The following is a 20,936-nucleotide window of genomic DNA, read 5'->3' as shown; positions in this document are numbered from 1 at the left end:
GAGAAATGTCTAAGCGACTTTTTTCTCATCCTTGTTTATTACACCAAACTTTCAATCCTTCTCCCTCTACTTCTCCATTTCTCATACAAGTACTGTACTCCATATAATAAATACGCCTTGTAATGTATGTAAAAGAAGAACTGAATTCTACTTAAGCGATTTAATCGAATGATTTTAAATTTCTTCATGATATCCATCATAATGAAGGCAAATATTCCGTCCGCCAGAACGTTAAGTAGCAAAAACTTTTTAAAACTTCCGTACGAGTATTTTAGCAGCCACATGGAAAAAGGCGCATAGGGCCCAATACTAAATGGGAGCTCATCTTTTAGAAATGAATCTTTCTTATCATAAAACTTCCACCACTTTTTCTTATTTCCATACAAGTGGTTAAAAATCTCAAAAACGATAATGAAAACTCCTGCAACAGAATACCGTTTAAAGTTGCTTTTCCCGATAAATAACAAAGTTAGCCAAGGAAATATAACGATGATCATGTTGAAAAACAGGTGTCTTTTACTAATCAATAAACTCCCCCCTAATTAAATTGTACTTTATTAACATATCCAATTAGATGGAAAAAATTAATTAATTGAATAAAAAAGAGCTAATCATCTAGATTAGCCCCTGCTTTTCGTTAAATATTATCTCGTTCTATTTACTAATTTTAACATCTTCTTCTTTTGAAAAAATGAAGTGATGCACAGAAAATAGCTTGCTTCCATTAATCAACAGATAGACAGCCATTGCTAGAAATGCTAAATCTAGCTCATACCCAGCCATTTGTCCATTACCGAAAATACCAACTGCAAATTTTACTTTTATCATTGCTCCAATCATGACTAATGCGATAAGTGCAGAAATAATTTTTGTACCAAAACCGATAATTAAGGCAAGTCCACCGACTAATTCAATAATTGCAACAACATATGCCATAAAACCTGGTATTCCGATGCTATCAAACCAACCAACTGTATTTTCAATTCCTCCTTGGAATTTATCTAATCCATGTAAGAAAAATAATACTCCAAGCGTAATACGTAAAATAAGTGCTCCTACTTCATGTTTAAACATTGTAACTATACCTCCGTGATGTAATATAACTTTATAATTTTCGATACCATATTGCAGCTGCTTGTACTTCTTCTTGTGTTAATTGATGACCTCTATTTTCCCAATGAAGCTCAACATTAGCACCCGCATCATCTAATAATTTTTGTAGCTCTGCTGATTCCATTGGCGAACAGATTGGATCATTCGTTCCAGCCGCAATAAAAACAGGCGTACCTGTCAAGTCGGGAAGCTCAATTCCTTTTCTAGGCACCATTGGGTGATGAAGAATTGCTCCTTTTAAAGCATTCTTGTAATGGAACAATAGGCTAGCTGCGATGTTTGCTCCATTGGAATAACCGATTGCTATTACGTTGTCACGTTGAAAATTGTACTTTTCTGCAGCTTCATTTAAAAAATCGTTTAATTCTTTCGTACGAAACACCAGATCTTCTTCATCAAACACACCTTCTGCTAATCGTCTAAAGAAGCGAGGCATTCCATTTTCTAATACGTTACCACGTACACTTAAAACCGATGCTTCGTCGTCGATCATCCCTGCTAACGGTAACAAGTCTAATTCATTTCCACCTGTACCATGAAGCATTAATAGTGTAGGTTTGCTTGCGTCTTTTCCTTTATTAAATATATGTTTCATCATTCTTCCCCCTTTAAAGTTCTAACTTGAACAGAAGGTAGCATTTCCTCTAATTTCTTCCGCTTCTCTTCTAACCACGACGGTAATTGTAGACTCTCTCCTAAATGTTCGATAGGTTCATCAACAGTAAATCCTGGTGGGTCTGTTGCAATTTCAAACAAAATTCCTCCACCTTCATGAAAGTAAATGGCCTTAAAATAGTTTCTATCTTTTATTTCAGTAGGGTGATAACCGTTACGTTCAAGTAGCATCTTCCACTCGCTTAGCTCGCTTTCATCACTAGCTCTCCAAGCAATATGGTGAACAGTACCAGCACCCATTAATCCTCGTACGGATGGCAATAACTTAATATCGACTATGTTACCTATGCTTGCACTACTTTTGAATCTTAAATAACCTTCTTCTTCCCCTACCATTTGAAAACCTAACATCTTTTCTAAAACATCTGCCGTTTTATTCGGTTGGGCAGATATTAATGTCGTACCGGCAAACCCTTGAATTGCATGATCACCATTAGTATCTCGATCGACTAACTCTAACACTAATCCATCTGGATCAATGAACTGCATATAGCTTTCTCCGAAACGATTCTTTATCTCATAAGGAATATCGAATGTTTCTAGACGATTTTTCCAGTATGGGAAAGAGCTCTTTGGAATGGAAAAGCTAATAACACCGACTTGACCCATACCGATTCGTCCTTTTAACTGTTTCTCCCAAGGAAAAAACGTTATCACAGTCCCTGGGTTACCAGCTTCATCGCCGAAGTAAAGGTGATACACTTCAGGGCGATCGAAATTTATTGTCTTTTTCACAAGTCTCAAACCTAATACGCTCGCATAAAAATCGATCGTTCTTTGCGCATCGTTCACCATGGCAGTAATGTGATGAATACCTGCTGTTTTTAACATAACTACTCACCCCTATTTCGGTCTTTCTATTGAAAAAATATCACCGATTTTTGCATAATTACTACCTGCTAATCGACTTACCGCTCCTAATCCACGCGGATCTATCTTTCCATCACTATAAATGGACTCATCGACGTGATACTGCTCAACTTTTCCAATAAAAAGATCACAGCCACCTAAATCAATTGCTTGGACTAAAGAGCATTCAAAGCGGACTTTCGCTTCCTTCACACCAGCCACTTTTACTCGTTCACTTTTAACCGGTGTTAATTGTGCTAATGTAATTTCGCTCTCGTCAGGTGGGAGGCTTGCCGCTGTTTTATTCACTTTCTCTACATTCTCCTCATCAACAATGTGAACGACGAACTCTTTATTGTCGATAATGTATCTAGCAGTATCCTTTCGTTCACCTAAGGAGCGTTGGATTGATAATGAAATCATCGCAGGATTAGAGGAAACGATATTAAAATAACTAAACGGTGCTCCATTTAACACACCATTTTTCGATTGAGTCGTAACAAAAGCAACAGGTCTTGGAATAATGCTTCCAATTAGAAATTTATAATTCTCTCTTTCAGACAAATTTTCTGGATTCAGTGATAGCAAAGAAAATGCCTCCTTTTAAAGTTAGTCCAACTTACGAACTGTAAATGGTATTAACCCACTTTCAATTCTGTCGCGAAATTGCTCATATTGAGTTGGTAGCATTAATTGTGCTCCCATCGTTTCAAGTGATTCGTCATGAGCAAACCCTGGAGGATCTGTTGCTATTTCGAATAAAATTTCCCCATGCTCTCTAAAGTAAATCGCATTAAAATAATTTCTATCTTGCACTGGTGTGACAGCAAAACCATGTTCGGTAGCAAACTTTTGCCAATCAAGCTGATCCTCATCATCCTTTGCTCTCCAAGCAATATGATGGACAGTACCTACGCCCATTTGTCCGCGGCCGGTTTTCGTAGTTTTTACATCCACTACGTTACCGATATCACCCTCTGAACGGAAACGTTTATACTCGCCTTCTTCTCCTACAAACTCAAGTCCCATTACTTTATCTAACGTTTCTGCTGTATGTTCCGGTTGTGATGAAAGAAGAATTGCTCCACCAAAGCCTTTAATCGCAACTTCAGGTGTTACATCTCCAAACGTCCAACTGTTCACTTCTCCGTCTGCTCTTTCCACTATTTCTAACTGGAGTCCATGTGAATCCTCAAACTGTAAATAGGTTTCGCCAAAGCGGTCTTCTTTTGTTGTAGTAATATCAAACTTTTCTAATCTCTTTTCCCAAAAGGAAAGAGCTCCAACCGGAACTGCGTAAGTCGTAACTCCAACTTGTCCGTCGCCGATTCTACCCTTATACGCATTTGCCCAAGGGAAAAATGTAATAATCGTTCCCGGCTTTCCACCTTCATTTCCGAAATATAAGTGGTACGTTCCAGGGTCATCAAAGTTAACGGTTTGTTTCACTAAACGTAATCCTAACACACCTGCATAAAAATCTACGTTTTCTTGCGGGTGACCGACAATCGCTGTAATATGATGAATTCCCATTGTTTTTTTACCCATCTTTAAACACTTCCTTTTATTAAATGTACGTAACAAATTCACTAACTGGCTTCCGATAGCCTCGAGGCTTGCGACTAGCTACCTTTTCTTTTCCAATCGTAATCATCAGTGCTATTTCATATTGTTCGTCAACCTTTAATATTTCTCTCACTTTTTCAGCGTTAAATCCGATCATTGGACATGTATCCCAACCTTTTTCCTTGGCGGCTAACATAAATAACATCGCGGAAAGTGATGCATTACGAATGGCGTCATCTCGTTGGAATTGTGCACCACTTGTCTCGTAAAAAGAAACCGTATCTTGAACCATATGATCGTATTCTTGTTTATTTACAATCCCTAACATTTTTAAGCCTTCATATATTTCTGGGGCTTGTTTGTATGCTTTTTTATCTCCAAGGACAATGATAACAGCTGAAGCAGATGATACTTTATATTGTCCATTTGCCGCTTCACGCAACTGCTCTTTTTTATTTTGGTCTACAACAGTAACATAATGACTATGCTGCAAGTTAAATGCGGAAGGACCGAATTTTACTAATTCAAAAATTTCCTGTAACTCTTCTTTTTTAATTGAAATATTCGGGAGAAAATTACTAGCAGAACGTCTCTCTTTTACTAATTGGATAAAATCAGTCATTTTAAAATCTCCTTACTTTTTCAAAATCTTGAAATCGAGATATAAACTTAAAAAAATATAACTGCAGATCGAAACAATCTTGAATTCGAGATATTAAACAAAAAATATGAAACGAAAAATTATCTTGGCTTCGAGATAATAATACTAGCTTAGCGAAAAGTTGTCAACAGTTTTAAATAAAAACTTTAAAAACATTTTTATTGGAGAGAGCATTGTCGTCCCCCTCCTTTCGTAACCGCTAGAGCATCAACGACTTACACATGCTCCTTTCATTCATTTTTATTTTTAATATATATCTTCTCAGTAGAAAAATTTAAAACACGTAAAAGCTGCTCCCCCATATAGGATGGTGACGTTGGAAAATCATCTTCAATCCATTGGAGAATGATGCCGATAATACCATTAATACGATATGTAATAAAAAGCTCTATGTCAATACTAGGATCAATGTTAGTAACATCAAATTCAAACTCTTCACGAAAATATTTATCTAGTTGATTGGAAAATCCTTCTTGAAAATTTGTGGTCGATGCTTGCCTAAGCATCAGCTTATAAAACTGTCTATGTTCTATAAAATGATCGAATAAAATAATCGAATTGGAAGGGAAGTCATGAAAGTTTATTACCGATAAATCTTCATATGGTTTCCGGAATACTTCTTTCATTTTATCAAACATATTTTCTATTACTTCTTCTAATAACTCCTCTTTTTTCTCATAATGTGCATAAAAAGTTCCGCGATTAAAACCGGCTGTTTTCACTATTTCTGTAATAGTAATATCGTGAAAATTCTTTTCTTCCATTAAATCTATTAAAACTTCATGAAACTTTTCCTTCGTTCTTATAACACGTTTATCAGGATATGGAATAGACATAACATACCTCCTTTACACTTTTAACATACAAAATTAATATTTTTGTACGATAACATACATTTCCTTCATTATTGCATATTGAAACGTTTTCATACATCTTTTATGCTTAGGATGTAGCCGATATCTTTAATTCAAGATAATAGATTAACAAAGGAGAGAAATCAAATGAACTTTGAAGGTAAAGTAGTCATCGTTACAGGTGCAGCAGGTGGAATTGGGAAAGAAGTTGTTCGTAAATTAGCTAACGCACAAGGAAAAGTGACATTAGTAGATTTAAATGAGGAAGCTGTTAAAGCTGTACAAGCTGAGCTTGGTTTAACGGAAGAAAATAGTTTAGTCGTTAAAGCAGATGTATCTAATGAAGAAAACGTAAAAAATTACGTTGATCAAACAGTTGCGAAATTCGGTCGCATTGATGGGTTTGTAAATAATGCAGGTGTGGAAGGCCCAGCAAAACCACTTGAAGAAGTAACAGAAAAAGATTTTGACTTCGTTTACGGCATTAACGTAAAAGGTGTACTTTTCGGTTTAAAATATGTACTACCAGTAATGAAGGAGCAAAAATCAGGATCAATCGTTAACACTGCATCCGTTGCAGGCTTAATCGGTTCCCCAAGCATGGTTTTATACAACTCTTCTAAACATGCAGTTATGGGTATTAACAAAGTAGCTGCTTTAGAAGCAGCAGCATATAACGTTCGTGTTAACACAGTAAACCCTGGTGTTATTAATACACAAATGATGCGTAACATTGAATCAAACGTTGCCCCAGGTGCAGCAGAAGCAGCACAAGCAGCTTACAACGACGCAGTACCGATGAAACGTTACGGAGAACCACAAGAAGTAGCAAACGTTATTGCCTTCTTACTTTCTGACGAAGCTTCTTATGTGAGCTCATCTTCTTACACAATTGATGGTGCTTTATTCAACGTATAATTTATTTGATTGTGGCTGTCCATATTATTTGGGCAGCCATTTGCTATGTAAATAAGTTGGTACATGAGTTGTTCTCTTCATGTTTAACATTATTAAACCAACGATAAGCTTCAAACTACCATCAATCATTGCAAAAATTAGAAAAGGAACACTATTCAAAAATAAAGCAATCACTCCATTTAAAACGGTTAAAAATCCTAACAGTAACATTATTTTTCCTTGTGAGAAATAAAAACCAAAAAAGTGTATTCCAACGACTATAAAAATACATAACCAGAACAGTCTTAAATCGTTAAAGCCTATTATCAATCCGCTAGCTGTACATAGTACTACATTTAATAATATGGACACATTATCCATATTATCTTGAAATTTAGTACTTTTCCCATAAGCCAATTTTCGATTAACAAAAGGTAGACACAAAATAAGTATGAAGCCAACAAAATATCCGATTCCAAATAAATACGGTTGTATTAATAAATCTCTTCCGATTAACGAAGAGATTATAATAATTAGTCCGATGTACATTAACCAGACTCCGCAAGTTCTTTGCGTATTATACTCCCTCTTAATACTCGTTTTTGGCAACCATATCCCTCCAATTACGAAGTTCCAAAAGATTAACTTTGCATTCGCTTATTCTAAACTTTTTAAAAATTTATGCCCTGCCATAATGAAATATACGATGACCATAAATAAAAGCAACAAACGAATAAAGGGGCTAGTAACGATAATAGCAACTGTAACGAAAGTTATTACAACAATTGAACTAATTGATGCAAATTTTATGTACCGAATATAATTTTCCGACAACTCTGGCTCCTCTTTATACTTCCATCTCTGTAATAATAAAGCGCTCTCCTTTGGAGCAAAATATGTCCAAATTAAAATTCCATACAAAGGTAATAAAAATATAATTTCTATTATTAACTCCCCCATTTTCGGTCCCTCCTTCATCCTATACAAATACTATCTTTTTCATACGTGTAAAAAGGTAAGAAGTTTCAACTTAATTCTAATACTCTATTTCTCTTAAGGAATTGAACGAGATTCAAAAAATGATAGAAAGTGTTGAATTTTAATAAAAAAAAACAGTCCACAACTAAGTAGACTGCGATGGTTATTTATTTTTTAAACTCGTTCAATTAAGTCGATCGAATTATTCCGTGTCGAATTCACTTTTGGTGAAACTTCGTAAGCTATCATTTCATCCGAATTATACGGAATGAGTAACGATTTTAGCTCCGTCTTATCTTTAGTTGCTGGATCTAGCCATATGGATTGCTTCTCTTTCGGTAAAATAACCGGCATTCGATCGTGTATATCAGTCAATAAATCATTTGGTTCTGTCGTCAAAACCGTGCACGTGTGAACCGCCTCCCCTGAAGGAGCTTTCCACGTATCCCATAGTCCCGCCACTCCAAACAGCGAGTCATCCTTCATTTTTATACGCATAGGTATTTTGGCTTTCCCATCCCGCTTCCACTCGTAAAAAGAATCCATCGGAATAAGACACCGTCTTTGATAAAATGACCTTTTAAAACTTGGCTTTTCATCCACTGTCTCTGAACGAGCATTGATCATTTTGGAAGCCATTTTCTCATCCTTCGCCCAAGACGGTATGAGTCCCCATTTTAAATGCCCCATTCGGTTATTTGTTCCATCATTAATAATGGACACGATTTGTTGCGTAGGAGCGATATTGTAACTATTGGCGAAAAGTTCTTCATCAAACGCTAGCTGAATATCAAACTCACTAATTAAATATTCAAATGTTGTTATTAGCGTAAAGCGGCCACACATTTAAAAACACCCTTTCATGAAACATTACAGAATTGCAACGATTAATAGAATAACTCCAACTATCGGAAAAACCTTCCATCCTAAACGTTGCATCGACAAATAAAATTCAGATGGCTCGGGATCTCTAACGTCCAAAAAATTTCGTAAATAAAAGAAAAAGAGTGGAAACTTTCTATCAAAAGCAGTATAACCAAATAAAAAGAACACAATTAGCAATAACGGTACATCCCCACGAATTACTTCGTTTTCATGCATAGCAACATCGACTACATGTTTAAGCGGTATGACATAATCTTTCGTAAACGGGGAATTGTTATTATATCCAATGCGAATTATCGCATCCTCTTCTATAAAAGGTTCCCCATTTTCACTTGTTAAAAAGAAGTAATCTGGAGAATACATTCCTTCGAACAACAATAATCCTTTTTCATCTTTTATACGTACCTTCTCATTACCCCAATTATTTGTAGACGTAGTAACTGTATATTGGCGTTTTATTTTACTAGGGAGAAGGTACGTGACATTTTTCGTCTCCCCATCTTCGCCTTCTTTAACTAATAGATGAATAGGCCCATAAGTATGTTTACCAATGTAGTGTGTAGTAGACCCATCTACTTTCTTCTCCAAAAAAGTTTGGTGAACCTCTCCCACTAATTGCTAACACAATTTGAAGGAGCATCTCTTATCTTAAATACAGTACAAACAAAGCTAATAGGTCACCGCCGGTGCCTCCATTGCCTTTGTTAGACTAATGAATGAAGATAAGGTCTGATTTGTTCTATTTGCCAAAACAGGAACTTTTGCCTGTAAAGACAACCATACCTTTTCAGGTAAGGATTTTTGGTAAGCGCGTATAAAATATCGTGCTGCGATATTGTAACTAGCTGAAAGATCTGCATGATAAACTTTACCTGTAGTAAATACAGCAAGGTCTTTCTTATCGTTTCGTTCCACTTTTCCAGAGCCATCAAATGCTAATGCGCTAGTATTGCGTGGATTTACCCTGGATATTCTAATCCCTACATAGTTAGCCATTTCTTTGACTTTGTTTTGAATAGCTGTTTTACGCCAATAACGTAGTTTGAAACGAAGTTTCTTTGCTCCCCAAAAACCTTTCGGGACTCTCATTTTGTTAAGATATTCGAATACAATAACTTCACATTTGTTTTCTTTCGCAAATTTCACAATTTCATGACACGTATGATTAATAATGTGTTTTTGCAAACCATGGATTTGTCGCCAATAATTAGGTGCAGCAGCCCAACCGGATTCACGCTGAACTTTTCGAAGCTTATTTGTCATCCGATACAAACGGTCTTTTTCTTTCGCCTGATTAATAAACTTTCGAGCCAAGACAGTGCCCTTTGCATCCACGATGGAACAAACTGCAGAGTTTGTGATTCCTAAATCTACTGCACATACTTTTTGGCTATTGATTTCTGTCTTACTTAGAGCCACCCTGTTCGAATAACTGATGTTTAAGAAATATTTTTTCCCAACTTTAACAAGCTTGGGGTTATGTTCTTTCCAGCTCCAGACATCTCGTTTATATAAATCTTGTTTTCTAAACTCTATGTCCACCCATACCCAATCATTATGATGAAACACCTTGATACGGGCAGTAGTGTCTGAAGTTCTTTGGAACATATTAGTTTTGTAAAACACCGGAAATTCTTTGTGTTCTAGTTGTAATCGAGGTGGTCTCTTGTTAAATCTCTTCCCTTCAGAAAGAGTTATTTCCTTCTCCTTTAACCAATTTTTATAATTCGAACGATAGCTTTTTACTTTCCCGAAAGCAGTAGCTATTGCACTTCTTCTAAAATAGGAAGGAAATTTATAAAAACGCTGATTAAATTCTTTATATTTTGGAAGGGGATTTGATTTAGTGGTATGTATTAGCTTTTCTACTGCTGAGACAATAGACTTCGTAGAAATGTCACTCAAATCATCAAACTCGTTGTCTATAACATTTATAATAAATGCTAATGCTTCGTTATAAATATTTAATGTGGGATCGAAAATTCTCGAATGATTCGTAATCTTATGACGTAACGTTTTAGCCATTATCATCACTAACCACCCCCTCTTTACGAACGTTTGTTCTATACCGAAGTATACCATTTTCCTATTATTTTGTAAATATATGAGGGGATTAAACATGAGTGATTACAAATAGAACAAACATTCTTATTATAGATTGACCTATCATTTAATTGCTGTAACAAAATACCGACATAAAGGGATACTGAAAATATAATGAACAGCTTGAAGAAGATCACAATAGAACAACAAGGAGAGTAAGACCTTAGAGCCTAACCCCCACTAAATCATAGAATTTTGAAGGGGAATGCGGCACTAATATTTTGTTCAAATTCCATTCCTTTTGAAAAAAAGATGAAGAAATAAAAAATCGATATGCTAATAATAAGGATTGCTAGTATGAATTTCACATTCTTATTCTTTGCGATTTCCTTCCATTGTTCCGTTTTTATATAGACTCCCCCTATGAAACTGTGTTACTTTATGTACGATTATTGATGATTAAAGTTGCAAGTTTATTTAGATAAATTAATCCAAAGTCTCTTAATAACGTTACCATCATCCTCAACGAAGTCTGTATCTGGTTCACCACCGTTTTTTATGATCACTTTATATGACGCTTCATTCGTTTCATCACAAACGACAAGTGCTTTAGTAATGCCTAAGTCTTTCGCCTTCTCAAGTGATAAAGCTAATATTTTCGTTGCATACCCTTTTCTTCTTTCGGACGGCCGAATTCCGTACCCAATATGCCCACCTTGATATAACAAAAATTCCGTTAACCGATGGCGTATATTTACCGCTCCTAGCACTCTATTATTTTCATTAATTAACCAAAACGTACTGTCCGGTCCCCAGCCCTTAGGAAGGTTTACCCCATTTTCATGGTCTTGTATAAATTGAAGCATCTCTTCGAAGTTTGACGGGTCCCTTTGGATAACCCAAGGGACCATATTTTCCCCACTATCGACCCATTCTTGGTAGAAAGATAAATATTCCTCTTTGAGTTTCATCGTTGGTTTAATTAAATGTAGTTGTTCCATCCTCTATAGCTCCCTTTTTTGGTGAATACGGCTTTTATCTAGTGTTCTATGAAAACAATTGATGCACTTCGTGATTTTTATGCTGCACTTGGAAAATTAATTGACGCACTTCCAGAAGCTGGCCCCAAGCTTAGACGATGCACCTATCCCGTACAACACTCAATACACTAAAAAGCGCTAATCATTTTACTTTGATTAGCGCTCCCCTATATTAAACGGCTCGCCTTCAAAAACAACGGTAGCGAGTTTCCCCACTTTTTCCTCTTCCAGTTCCAAAACGAATGTTCTTGGAATTGCTATATCGTTACAATTGTCTGATTGGGTAGTTGTATGTATCGTTAAAATCGATTCATCCTCATTCCATTCCATCTTTTTAACACGTTTCGGACAGGAACTTTCGATGGTGTGCAAAAAGAGAATAGTAGACTCATCGAAATTAATAGTAGGTGCTTTTCCTTCTAGGTTAAATTCACCCCACAGATCATCAAGTGTTTCTGTTCGATCGGCTATTTTTACTAACCTACTCCCAATTGAGTGATCCACTGGACCATTTTGTTCCGAATGAATCACACTTTTACTCGGTAATTGATTACTACAAGCTATCAAACTTACAGAAAAAAGTAACACTAGCATAACTTTAAATTTATTCACCTGGCAACTCCTCCCTCGAGTAAACACATCAATTTTTCATCCGGCCTTGCAAAATCGCTTTTTTCGATTACTTCCAAAAATAAAGCCTTTAACTTTTTAGCGGACTCTTGTATATTTTCACTATTAGTTTCATTTGGATAGGTTAGAAGATATTTTCTAATAAAACTAGGGTCCAAAGTGTCGTAGGCTTTAAACTGGTGAAGTTTTTTGTTTTCATTCAGCGCCTGCACCTCAAGAATAAATCCTTGTAACATTTCAATTATTTTCATTGCGTAAATAAGATTATTTCGTTTTAACTCAATATTTAACCTTCGCATAAAATACACAAACTCAAAAGCGATATCTGGTGTAACGTAATATTTTACTTGTCTATTAGAAAAACGCTCGTGCTCAAAATTCATATTTTTTAGTACAATACCCGTCTTATCAACTAACACCTTCCATAACGGAGATCGAACATTTAAATAGGCAGTCGGTAATGTTGAAATATTAAACTCTAAACCATTTTCTAAAATAGCAATAATAATATACACTTGCTCACTATGTCTTTTCGCTTTCATATAAGCAACGTTGAACTCTCCTAAGCATTGGAGAACGTAATCTTTCAACTGCTCTACCTCTTCAACCGTGCATACCATTAAATCAATATCTGAAAACTCATCACGGTAGCCCTTTACCCCTGATCCTAATTGAACAACTCCTTCAACTAAATCAGACTCCTCCAATTGTTTCACTAATTTTTGAAAATACAATTCTCTCTCTTCCACACTATACATGCTACACCCCTTCGTTAAATTTCACTGAGCTTTTGTAGTAAAACCAAAAACTTGAAAAAAACGTTAGTAACGCAGTACCACCTAAAATAAATACACCATCCCAATATGAAGACTTCCCGGTTACTACCCAAACTTGATATATAATCGTTAAGATTGCTGATACGACGACTATACCCCATAATAGTGAAAGAATATTTTGTTTTATGTCCGCTGCAATTCCATCTGTGGTACGGTATTTTATCATTGCTATTTTCTTTAATGAGAAAAGTAATAGTATGATGGAAGTTAGTAATAATAGATAATCCATCGCATCCACCTTACTTTGTTACCTCTTGAATATAGGACTCCATATATTTTCTATATACATCCGTTAATCCCTCTGGCAAATTGTTTAAGTGAAAATATTGTAAAGCTTTTGACTCGCTTTGATCCATCTCAATATTTCCTTTCACATCACGTGTTTGGTAAACAGCTGTGACCGAATATAATTCATCCCCATTACTGACCTTTAAATAAAATTCAGCACCTGAGTAAACTCCTAGTAGTTTCAATTCACCAATATCTAGCCCTGTTTCTTCTTTCACTTCTCTTCTCGCAGTTTCCTCTAGACTTTCTCCTAATTCCATAATTCCACCTGGTAACCCCCAGCCTCCGTCATGGCGATGTTGCAACAACACTTGATTCTGTTCATTTATTATTAATACAACCGAACCTGGTAATATTAAAGGTCGGTGCCCGACTAACTTTCTTAATTCCATTACGTATTCCATATATAGATCCCCCTTTTGCTATTCGTACTCCTCTTTCTATTAACTAATAATTTCCACATAAAATGGAAAAATCCTCTGTAAAAAAAATTGCCACTTTGAAAACATAATTTAAATCTTCTTATGCTCTCCTCCTTTTTGCTTCAAATAAACTCGAACTTACACCAACCCGAATGCTAGTAAGGAAATTATTATGTTAAAAAAAAGCTGTGGATGGACTACTGCTTTCACTTTATTTGCGATAAACCCCATTTTATTTGCGGTACTCCTTTTTTATTTGCGATACTCCTTTTTTATTTGGTACTGTCAATAATTATGTGTAAGTATTTGTACTCAATGAGTTATATGGTTTTGTTAGTGGAGGATTCAGGCAGCCTCGGCTGCCTGAATCCTCCACTTTTAGGCTTTGGGATACCGCTCCTCAAACATTTTTAAAATTTGATCATGAGCTAGGCCGAATCCACTTAGTTTTCTTCTTGACCAGCGCTCGTTATAGTCGATAGAGGTCAGGTACGTAATCTTTTCAGCTGCTTCAATGTTCGGCAGGCTATTCATGGTTTTTAACCTCTTGCGGATTTCCTTAATGGTACGCTCAATAAGATTTGTAGTGTAGATGTACTTTTGGATTTCCTCAGGGTAGCGTAAAAAGGTTAAGAGTACTGGAAGGTCTTCTTCCCAGGAAGCTATTTCTCGACTGTAGCGCTTTTTCCATTTCTCCCTGAGCTCTCCGAACGCTTTTTCAGCTTCTACGTATGTGCTTGATGTATAGACTTTTTTTAAATCAGTACTTAGCTCAGCTTGATCCTTCTTACGTGCTTTATTCATAGTGGAACGGACCTTGTGTATTACACAACGTTGAACATCAGCTTTTGGAAAGATGGAACGAAATGCCTCTTCGAGACCAGTCAGTCCGTCAAAAACGCCTAGCAGTACTTCCTGTACTCCTCTGTTGCGCAGGTCCTGGAGGATTTCCTTCCAACCATTTGAAGATTCTATTCCTCCGACATAAAAACCAAGGATTTCCCTGTGGCCTTCCGGAGTAATTCCTAGAACAATATAGACAGCTTCTTGGGCTACTGTATCTCTACGAATCTTTACAAACAAAGCATCAAGAAATAAAGCACAATAGCGCTTCTTTAAAGGGCGGTTCTGCCATTCAATCACATCCTCCATCACGGCAGATGTGATATTCGATATGGTGCCAGGGGAATATTGTTCCCCAAGCAAGTTTTTCAAGATACTCCCTACCTGACGGACTCCAACCCCGTGTTGATAAAGTTGAACAACGAGCTCATCTACTGCAACCATTCGCCTTTGATAAGGCTCAAACATATTAGTCGTGAACTCACCTTTACGATCGCGGGGAACAGCCAGATCTTCAACGCGGCCATACATAGTGTCGAGAGTCCTCGGATAGTATCCATTACGGGAATTTCCTTCTCCGACAGGTTCGTTCTCTAGTACACTCTTGATCTCCTCGCGCAAGATAGTTTCTATTTTCTCCTTTAGGAGATCCTGCATGGAAATTTTTAAGATAGTGGCTAAATCTAATTTATCTGTGTTAAAATGGGACATGGATAAAGTACTCCTCTCAAAGGTTATTGTGGTGATAACTCAGAGAGTACTTTGTCCTTTTTTATTTGTCTAGCAAAAGGTCTTACACATACTTTTATACATCATCTTTTATTTGCGATAAGCACCCTGTTATTTGCGATAAGCTCCCTGTTATTTGCGATAAGCTCCCTGTTATTTGCGATAAGTACCCCTTCTATTTGCGGTAGCCCAGTATGTTATGAAATTAGGACACAATCTTATATATGTTGTAAACAATAATAAAAAAGCGGCCCAAAAAGTCAGTCACCACTAACTTTTTAAACCGCTTTTTTTCCATATTTTACGCTTCGGATGCATTACTTTTCAACATATCATACGCACGAATTACTTCTTTCGCAATTTCACTATTTTCCTCTAATTTGCTAACTGTCTTTAGAACATATTCCGGTCCATGTTCTTTAATCATACTTTGAATTTCCATCGCTTCTTGGTCTTCTGGATTGTCAAAAAGAAGAGCTGCGGCAATTGCTTTTGCCAAGTTCTCAAATGGTAACCCAGCTTTTTCTGCTTGTGTTGCAGGACGAATAAGTCTATCTTCCGGACCTAGTTTACGAATTGGAGAACGTCCAACTCTTGTTACGCCATCATTTAAAAATGGATTTTTGAATCGTTCAATATTTTTATTAATGTAAGATAGGTGTTCTGTTTCATCAATGCCGTATTCTTTTACTAAATAAGCACCTGTTTCTTTTAATGTTTCTCTAACCTGGTTGGCAACTGCGTCATCTGCAAGGGTCTCATCGATAGTTGATTTTCCTGCTAAATATCCTAAATATGCGATTACCGCATGTCCAGTGTTTACGGTAAATAGTTTTCGTTCAATAAACGGAGCAAGGTCTTCTACAATTGTCATACCTTCAACATGTGGAATCGACTCTTTTGCCTCTACAACCCATTCATAGTACGGCTCCACGAGTACATCGAGCGAATCTTGGTCTTGAATTGGCACGATGCGGTCAACTGCAGAATTAAAGAAGTGAACTTTCCCTTCGATTTTCGCTTTTGTTTCTTCGTCTAGATTGTCTAAAATGTGTTGCTTAAGTATATCTGTTGCACCAATTTGATTTTCACAAGCAATAACGTAAAGCTTTTTTTCATCGGTTTGAGCAACGCGCTCTGTAATTCCACGAGCCATTAAAGGTGCAATTCTCGGTAAAATGTTTGGGCCGATTGCTGTCGTTAAGTAAGTAGCTTCTTTAATGGCAGTGATAACTTCTTGTTCTTGTGTCATGTTGTTTAATCCGGAAACGTTGTCGATTTGAATCGTTTCCTTTTGATTCGTAGCTAATACAACTTTATAGCTTTTTTCTTCGTTTAGTTTATTTATTATTTGTTCAGCAATATCAACAAAAGTTACATGGTAACTTGATTGAGAAAATAATGCCCCAATGAAACCTCTACCGATATTTCCTGCTCCAAAGTGAACCGCTTGTTTCAACTTCATCATTCCTTTATCAAATTATTTTGAAGATAGTCTAAAAACAAATCTTCTAACTTCCGTCGAATGAGTGCTTCGTTGGAAGATGAATAAATCATCATCGATACATCACTTTCGATTAAACTCGTACTAATCATGCTAAGTATTTCTTGTTCTCTTTCACTCATATGTACCGGAGCTAGCATTAGCAACAAGCTTTTCATTTGTACTTCCTGGCCATCCATTCCTTTAATTGTGTAAGGGGTGTCGATATGTGCAATTTGGAATATAAGTTCTTTTATATGATTATCACGACAATGAAATAGCGCCATATTCGTATTAGGGATACCAAGGCCGCCCTGTCTTTCCCTTGCCATTAATTGTTGTACAACACTAGAAGTATTTGTATGTAATCCCTCTTGTTCCGCGTCTTTTACTACTTCTTTTATCGTGTTCCAGTGATCATCAACATTTTGCTTTCGAACGACTCTTAAATTATTTAAAATAGAATCCATACTAGACTGGACATCTTTTATTTCTTGTAGAAGTACTTTTACATCCGTTCGATCATGTTTAAACGTATCTTTTTGATCCGTGTTTAAATAACTTTTTTTCCGTGTTACTTTTTCTATATTATTTTGAAGGTAACTTTTAATCGTATCGATATCTTCCTCACGTAACAAAGGGCTTACTAAAATATAATCAACATTTGTAAAAGGTAGTCTTACTGTTGATATGACAACATCGTATTCATCCAAAGTAGCGCTTTGAAAATCATTTATAGATAGTATTTCTATATCTTTAATTTCCATTAATTCTTTTTGAATTCTACTTGCTAGCATTTTTGAAGCACCTATACCAGTCGGGCAGACGACTACAGCGTTTATTTTAACTTCCTCTTCATTCATTAAAAGTGCTGAGCCAAAATGAAGAACGATAAAAGCGACTTCATCTTCAGGAAAATCGATGTCTATAAATACTTGTTCCAAGCTCTTTTTCACAGCCATAAATAGAACTGGGTATTTCCTTTTTATCTCATCTGTTAACGGATTAAATATATCTAGTTTTTGCTTAATCCGAAAAATAGAAGGCTCCATATGTGCTAATAAACCTTGATAAAGCGAAAAATCATGTGATAAATTTACATGCAGCTTTGTAGAGATGTCTTCAATTACTTTCTTTATTAATTTTCCTAAATGAACGCTATCGTATAATACGACGTCTGTACCTTGAACTTTCGAGCCCTTTAGTATGACAGTTAGAAAATGCCGATCACTTTTACTAATCTGCATATATAGTTTTTCTTCTAATTCATTACAAATATTTTCTATTAAACGATATTCAGCAGTAAGTTCATTTTCCGAATCATACTCTTGAGTTAAAACATAATTATTTTTTGTTCGTTGAATGGTAATACAAATGTGAACGACGAGGCCAATATAGTCACTGTCTGCTAATCTCGCTTGATCTTTCTGCATTTTTTGATTCACTAGCTGATCAATCATTAATAAATCTCTTGGAGAAAAATATCCAAGAATCTCTTTATTAGTGTATTTTCCTTGTTGAAGTTGATATAAGCTATCTATTAATTCTTCATAGAAATAAACTAAAATATAGCTGGCTAGAGCGTGCCTTTTGTTCGCTTCTTCGGCAATGAGTTCAATCCCAACGCCTCTTTTTTTTATAAGCTTAATAGAAAATTTCCGTAGCCACTCTGCTAATTCATCTACATATGTTGCTAAAGTTGCTCCACTAACACCAATATCATGAGCCAGCCCTTGTATTTTAAAGGACGGACCTTCATGTAGTAAAGTAAGGAGCAAGTTTAACTTTCGTTCTTCAGGAGTTATATCAGTCGGATGTATAGTAGCTAAATTTTGGATTAGCTTATAAATATCTTCATTTTTACCTTCAATAAAAAGACCATCGTTAGCAGTACGATTTAATTGCAAATGAAATTTATCTAATATTTTTTCTATCGATTTTAGATCCCGTTGGACCGTTCTTCCACTAACATTTAAAAACGAAGATAGTGTTGAAACGGTATGCTTTCTAGAAGTTCTCACAATTAAATTGATAATGTTTTTTTCCCTCGAGGTAATAAACATTCTCTTCACTCATTTCATTTATTTAAGCGAAAACGTAGAAAAAAGTACAAGAGAAAGGCAGGAATTCCCGCCTTTCTAACTATTACTTACTATTAATAATTTCTTTCAGTTCTTTTACCGTTTTTGCTTGTACCATTTTATCAACATTTTCCTGTTCCGAACAAATGATAGCAATACCAGAAAGGATGTCTAAATGAGTTCCGTCTTTACCAGCAATACCGAAGATTAGTTTTGCCTGTTCACCGTTAAAGTCTACCCCGTTCGGTACTTGAATCACCGTAAAGCCTGATTTAATAACCGCTTTTTTCGCTTCTTCTGTACCGTGTGGAATAGCTACATTATTCCCCATGTAAGTAGATGTCATATTTTCACGGTCAATCATGGCATCTACATAACTATCTTCAACGTATCCTGCTTTTACTAGCACTTCTCCAGCAAAACGGATTGCTTCTTCTTTATTCGCAAATTCTTTTCCGATAAAGATGTTTTCTTCTAATAACATATCGTCATCGTTATCCATGTTAGGCTCTACGCCTACTGCATCTTCTTGTGATTCCTCGATAAGCTCAGCCTGTTCTCCTGTAATATCATTTTGTAACCTTGCAATTAAATGATCGTACTCAGGACTAGATAAGAAGTTATCTACTGAAATGTGAAAAGCAGTTGGTATTTTATTTTGGGCACGAGGTGTTAATTCTTCTTGGGTGATAACGACTTCCGTGTCAGCTGGGATGTTACTGATTGCAGTATTAGTAACGTTTATATTTAAGCCAGCTTCTTTCACCTTTTTACGAAGAAGAGAAGCACCCATTGCACTTGATCCCATACCTGCGTCACATGCAAAAACGATTTTGTTTACTTCTGTTGGGAAAGTTCCGTTGTTAGCCGCTACTGCTGTTTCATTTGAATCAGAACCTTTTTTCCCTTTCATTTCCTTCATCTTTTTCGTTGCTTCATTTATATCTTCTTCCGTTTGCTTACCTGTTTTAAGAATGATGGCAGATATTATAAACGAAACAGTTGTTGCGACAGCAATTGCTGCTATGTTCGCTACATACGCCATTCCTTCTGGCGGAGTTACAGCCATAATTGCTAAAATACTACCTGGAGATGCCGGAGCAACAAGTCCTCCACCTAAAAGTACTAGTGTAAAGACGCCACTCATACCACCTAAAATAACAGAAACGAGAAGCATCGGCTTCATTAAAACGTACGGAAAATAAATTTCGTGAATTCCACCGAAGAAGTGGATGATTCCAGCTCCCGCTGCGGATTGTTTCGCCATTCCTCTTCCAAATATCATAAATGCTAATAACACACCAAAACCTGGTCCTGGGTTTGCCTCTAGTAGGAATAGAATGGAACGTCCAGCACTTTGAACTTGTTCTAATCCTATAGGCGTCATAACTCCGTGATTAATAGCATTATTTAAAAACAGAATTTTTGCTGGTTCAATGAGGATACTCGTTAAAGGAAGTAATCCCGCTGCAATTAACCAGTCAACACCTGCTACTAAAACTTTTGTGAACGCTTGCACAGCAGGGCCTATACCTAAAAATGCAAGAACAGCAAGTATTCCACCAAGAATACCAGCAGAGAAGTTGTTAACGAGCATTTCAAAGCCTGATCTAACTTTCCCTTCGATTGTTTGGTCAAACTTTTTCATAACGTATGCACCAAGTGGTCCCATAATCATTGCGCCTAGGAACATCGGTGTATCAGGAGCTCCGACGATAACCCCCATCGTTGCAATAGCACCTACTACACCACCACGTTGGTCGTGTACTAATTTACCACCTGTATAACCAATTAATAGAGGTAACAAGTAAGTAACCATTGGTCCTACTAAACTTCCGAGCTTTTCATTCGGGAAGAAGCCAGTAGGAATGAATAATGCCGTAATTAATCCCCATGCAATAAAAGCACCGATATTAGGCATTACCATAGAACTTAAAAAGTTACCGAACTTCTGAACTGCAACTTTAATATTTGATTGAGCCATTGTATACTTCCTTTCATTCATTAAAAAATAAATAATACTCATTTATAATGATAGAATAGCTGTAGACTGTTATTCAACG

The 20,936-nt window shown here is 36.2% G+C and carries 23 protein-coding genes; 1 reads left to right on the top strand and 22 read right to left on the bottom strand.

The features are described 5' to 3' along the window. Positions 1-38: 38 nt before the first annotated feature. The 8 genes from BC6307_RS08395 to BC6307_RS08360 all read right to left on the bottom strand — a co-directional run bounded on the left by BC6307_RS08395 (position 39) and on the right by BC6307_RS08360 (position 5,700). Positions 39-527 carry a hypothetical protein gene (locus BC6307_RS08395; protein WP_066411909.1) on the bottom strand — a complete coding sequence of 163 codons (489 nt, stop codon included), beginning with the start codon at positions 525-527 and terminating at the stop codon, positions 39-41. A 127-nt stretch (positions 528-654) separates the two neighbouring features. Continuing rightward, positions 655-1,074 carry a DoxX family protein gene (locus BC6307_RS08390; protein WP_066411913.1) on the bottom strand — a complete coding sequence of 140 codons (420 nt, stop codon included), beginning with the start codon at positions 1,072-1,074 and terminating at the stop codon, positions 655-657. A 31-nt stretch (positions 1,075-1,105) separates the two neighbouring features. Next, complete coding sequence (locus BC6307_RS08385) at positions 1,106-1,708, bottom strand: alpha/beta hydrolase (protein WP_066411915.1); 603 nt, start codon at positions 1,706-1,708, stop codon at positions 1,106-1,108. Next, positions 1,708-2,619 carry a ring-cleaving dioxygenase gene (locus BC6307_RS08380; RefSeq protein WP_066411917.1) on the bottom strand — a complete coding sequence of 304 codons (912 nt, stop codon included), beginning with the start codon at positions 2,617-2,619 and terminating at the stop codon, positions 1,708-1,710. The genes BC6307_RS08385 and BC6307_RS08380 overlap by 1 nt, the downstream gene beginning before the upstream one ends. A gap of 12 nt (positions 2,620-2,631) precedes the next feature. Beyond that, on the bottom strand, positions 2,632-3,225 hold the full coding sequence (locus tag BC6307_RS08375; protein ID WP_066411920.1) for a flavin reductase family protein: 594 nt from the start codon (positions 3,223-3,225) through the stop codon (positions 2,632-2,634). Between the two features lie 21 nt (positions 3,226-3,246). Continuing rightward, on the bottom strand, positions 3,247-4,185 hold the full coding sequence (locus BC6307_RS08370; protein WP_066411921.1) for a ring-cleaving dioxygenase: 939 nt from the start codon (positions 4,183-4,185) through the stop codon (positions 3,247-3,249). A 19-nt stretch (positions 4,186-4,204) separates the two neighbouring features. Continuing rightward, positions 4,205-4,825 carry a nitroreductase family protein gene (locus BC6307_RS08365; RefSeq protein WP_066411922.1) on the bottom strand — a complete coding sequence of 207 codons (621 nt, stop codon included), beginning with the start codon at positions 4,823-4,825 and terminating at the stop codon, positions 4,205-4,207. 269 nt (positions 4,826-5,094) lie between these two features. Then, entirely contained in the window at positions 5,095-5,700 is a 606-nt protein-coding gene (locus BC6307_RS08360) for a TetR/AcrR family transcriptional regulator (protein ID WP_066411923.1), read from the bottom strand. A gap of 165 nt (positions 5,701-5,865) precedes the next feature. On the opposite strand from BC6307_RS08360, the gene BC6307_RS08355 reads away from it, so the two are divergent. Continuing rightward, positions 5,866-6,636, top strand: a complete 771-nt coding sequence (locus BC6307_RS08355) for an SDR family NAD(P)-dependent oxidoreductase (protein WP_066411924.1) — start codon at positions 5,866-5,868, stop codon at positions 6,634-6,636. A 24-nt stretch (positions 6,637-6,660) separates the two neighbouring features. Here the strand turns inward: BC6307_RS08355 and BC6307_RS08350 are convergent, their stop codons facing one another. The 14 genes from BC6307_RS08350 to BC6307_RS08285 all read right to left on the bottom strand — a co-directional run bounded on the left by BC6307_RS08350 (position 6,661) and on the right by BC6307_RS08285 (position 20,857). After that, on the bottom strand, positions 6,661-7,224 hold the full coding sequence (locus BC6307_RS08350) for a DUF6609 family protein (protein WP_066411926.1): 564 nt from the start codon (positions 7,222-7,224) through the stop codon (positions 6,661-6,663). Positions 7,225-7,272: 48 nt separating this feature from the next. Then, on the bottom strand, positions 7,273-7,575 hold the full coding sequence (locus BC6307_RS08345) for a DUF6199 family natural product biosynthesis protein (protein ID WP_174522353.1): 303 nt from the start codon (positions 7,573-7,575) through the stop codon (positions 7,273-7,275). 192 nt (positions 7,576-7,767) lie between these two features. Continuing rightward, positions 7,768-8,439, bottom strand: coding sequence for an SOS response-associated peptidase (locus BC6307_RS08340; RefSeq protein WP_066411929.1), 672 nt, complete (start codon positions 8,437-8,439; stop codon positions 7,768-7,770). Between the two features lie 24 nt (positions 8,440-8,463). Beyond that, entirely contained in the window at positions 8,464-9,066 is a 603-nt protein-coding gene (locus BC6307_RS08335) for a DUF6199 family natural product biosynthesis protein (RefSeq protein ID WP_157076581.1), read from the bottom strand. A gap of 81 nt (positions 9,067-9,147) precedes the next feature. Then, positions 9,148-10,509, bottom strand: a complete 1,362-nt coding sequence (locus BC6307_RS08330) for an RNA-guided endonuclease TnpB family protein (protein WP_066411933.1) — start codon at positions 10,507-10,509, stop codon at positions 9,148-9,150. Between the two features lie 485 nt (positions 10,510-10,994). Beyond that, positions 10,995-11,522, bottom strand: a complete 528-nt coding sequence (locus BC6307_RS08325; RefSeq protein WP_066411936.1) for a GNAT family N-acetyltransferase — start codon at positions 11,520-11,522, stop codon at positions 10,995-10,997. Between the two features lie 195 nt (positions 11,523-11,717). Continuing rightward, positions 11,718-12,173, bottom strand: coding sequence for a hypothetical protein (locus tag BC6307_RS08320; RefSeq protein ID WP_066411939.1), 456 nt, complete (start codon positions 12,171-12,173; stop codon positions 11,718-11,720). Further along, positions 12,170-12,949: an aminoglycoside 6-adenylyltransferase gene (locus BC6307_RS08315; RefSeq protein ID WP_066411940.1), complete on the bottom strand. Its 780-nt coding sequence runs from the start codon at positions 12,947-12,949 to the stop codon at positions 12,170-12,172. Before BC6307_RS08315 ends, BC6307_RS08320 begins: the two co-directional genes overlap by 4 nt. A gap of 1 nt (position 12,950) precedes the next feature. Continuing rightward, on the bottom strand, positions 12,951-13,256 hold the full coding sequence (locus BC6307_RS08310; RefSeq protein ID WP_066411941.1) for a hypothetical protein: 306 nt from the start codon (positions 13,254-13,256) through the stop codon (positions 12,951-12,953). Between the two features lie 10 nt (positions 13,257-13,266). After that, entirely contained in the window at positions 13,267-13,719 is a 453-nt protein-coding gene (locus BC6307_RS08305) for an NUDIX hydrolase (protein WP_066411942.1), read from the bottom strand. Between the two features lie 396 nt (positions 13,720-14,115). Then, positions 14,116-15,291 (bottom strand): IS256 family transposase, encoded by a 1,176-nt coding sequence (locus tag BC6307_RS08300; protein WP_094366101.1) that lies wholly within the window; start codon positions 15,289-15,291, stop codon positions 14,116-14,118. 319 nt (positions 15,292-15,610) lie between these two features. Then, positions 15,611-16,768 carry a mannitol-1-phosphate 5-dehydrogenase gene (locus BC6307_RS08295; protein ID WP_066411344.1) on the bottom strand — a complete coding sequence of 386 codons (1,158 nt, stop codon included), beginning with the start codon at positions 16,766-16,768 and terminating at the stop codon, positions 15,611-15,613. Between the two features lie 5 nt (positions 16,769-16,773). Next, the gene (locus tag BC6307_RS08290; protein ID WP_066411346.1) at positions 16,774-18,855 is read right to left on the bottom strand and encodes a BglG family transcription antiterminator; all 2,082 of its coding nucleotides are present in this window, start codon (positions 18,853-18,855) and stop codon (positions 16,774-16,776) included. A gap of 82 nt (positions 18,856-18,937) precedes the next feature. Continuing rightward, complete coding sequence (locus BC6307_RS08285; protein ID WP_066411347.1) at positions 18,938-20,857, bottom strand: PTS mannitol transporter subunit IICBA; 1,920 nt, start codon at positions 20,855-20,857, stop codon at positions 18,938-18,940. Positions 20,858-20,936: the final 79 nt, after the last annotated feature.

Origin of the sequence: Sutcliffiella cohnii (assembly GCF_002250055.1) — a bacterium.
Lineage (GTDB): Bacteria > Bacillota > Bacilli > Bacillales > Bacillaceae_I > Sutcliffiella > Sutcliffiella cohnii.
Note: the sequence above shows the minus strand (reverse complement) of the source record. Positions and strands in the feature narration are given on the sequence as shown.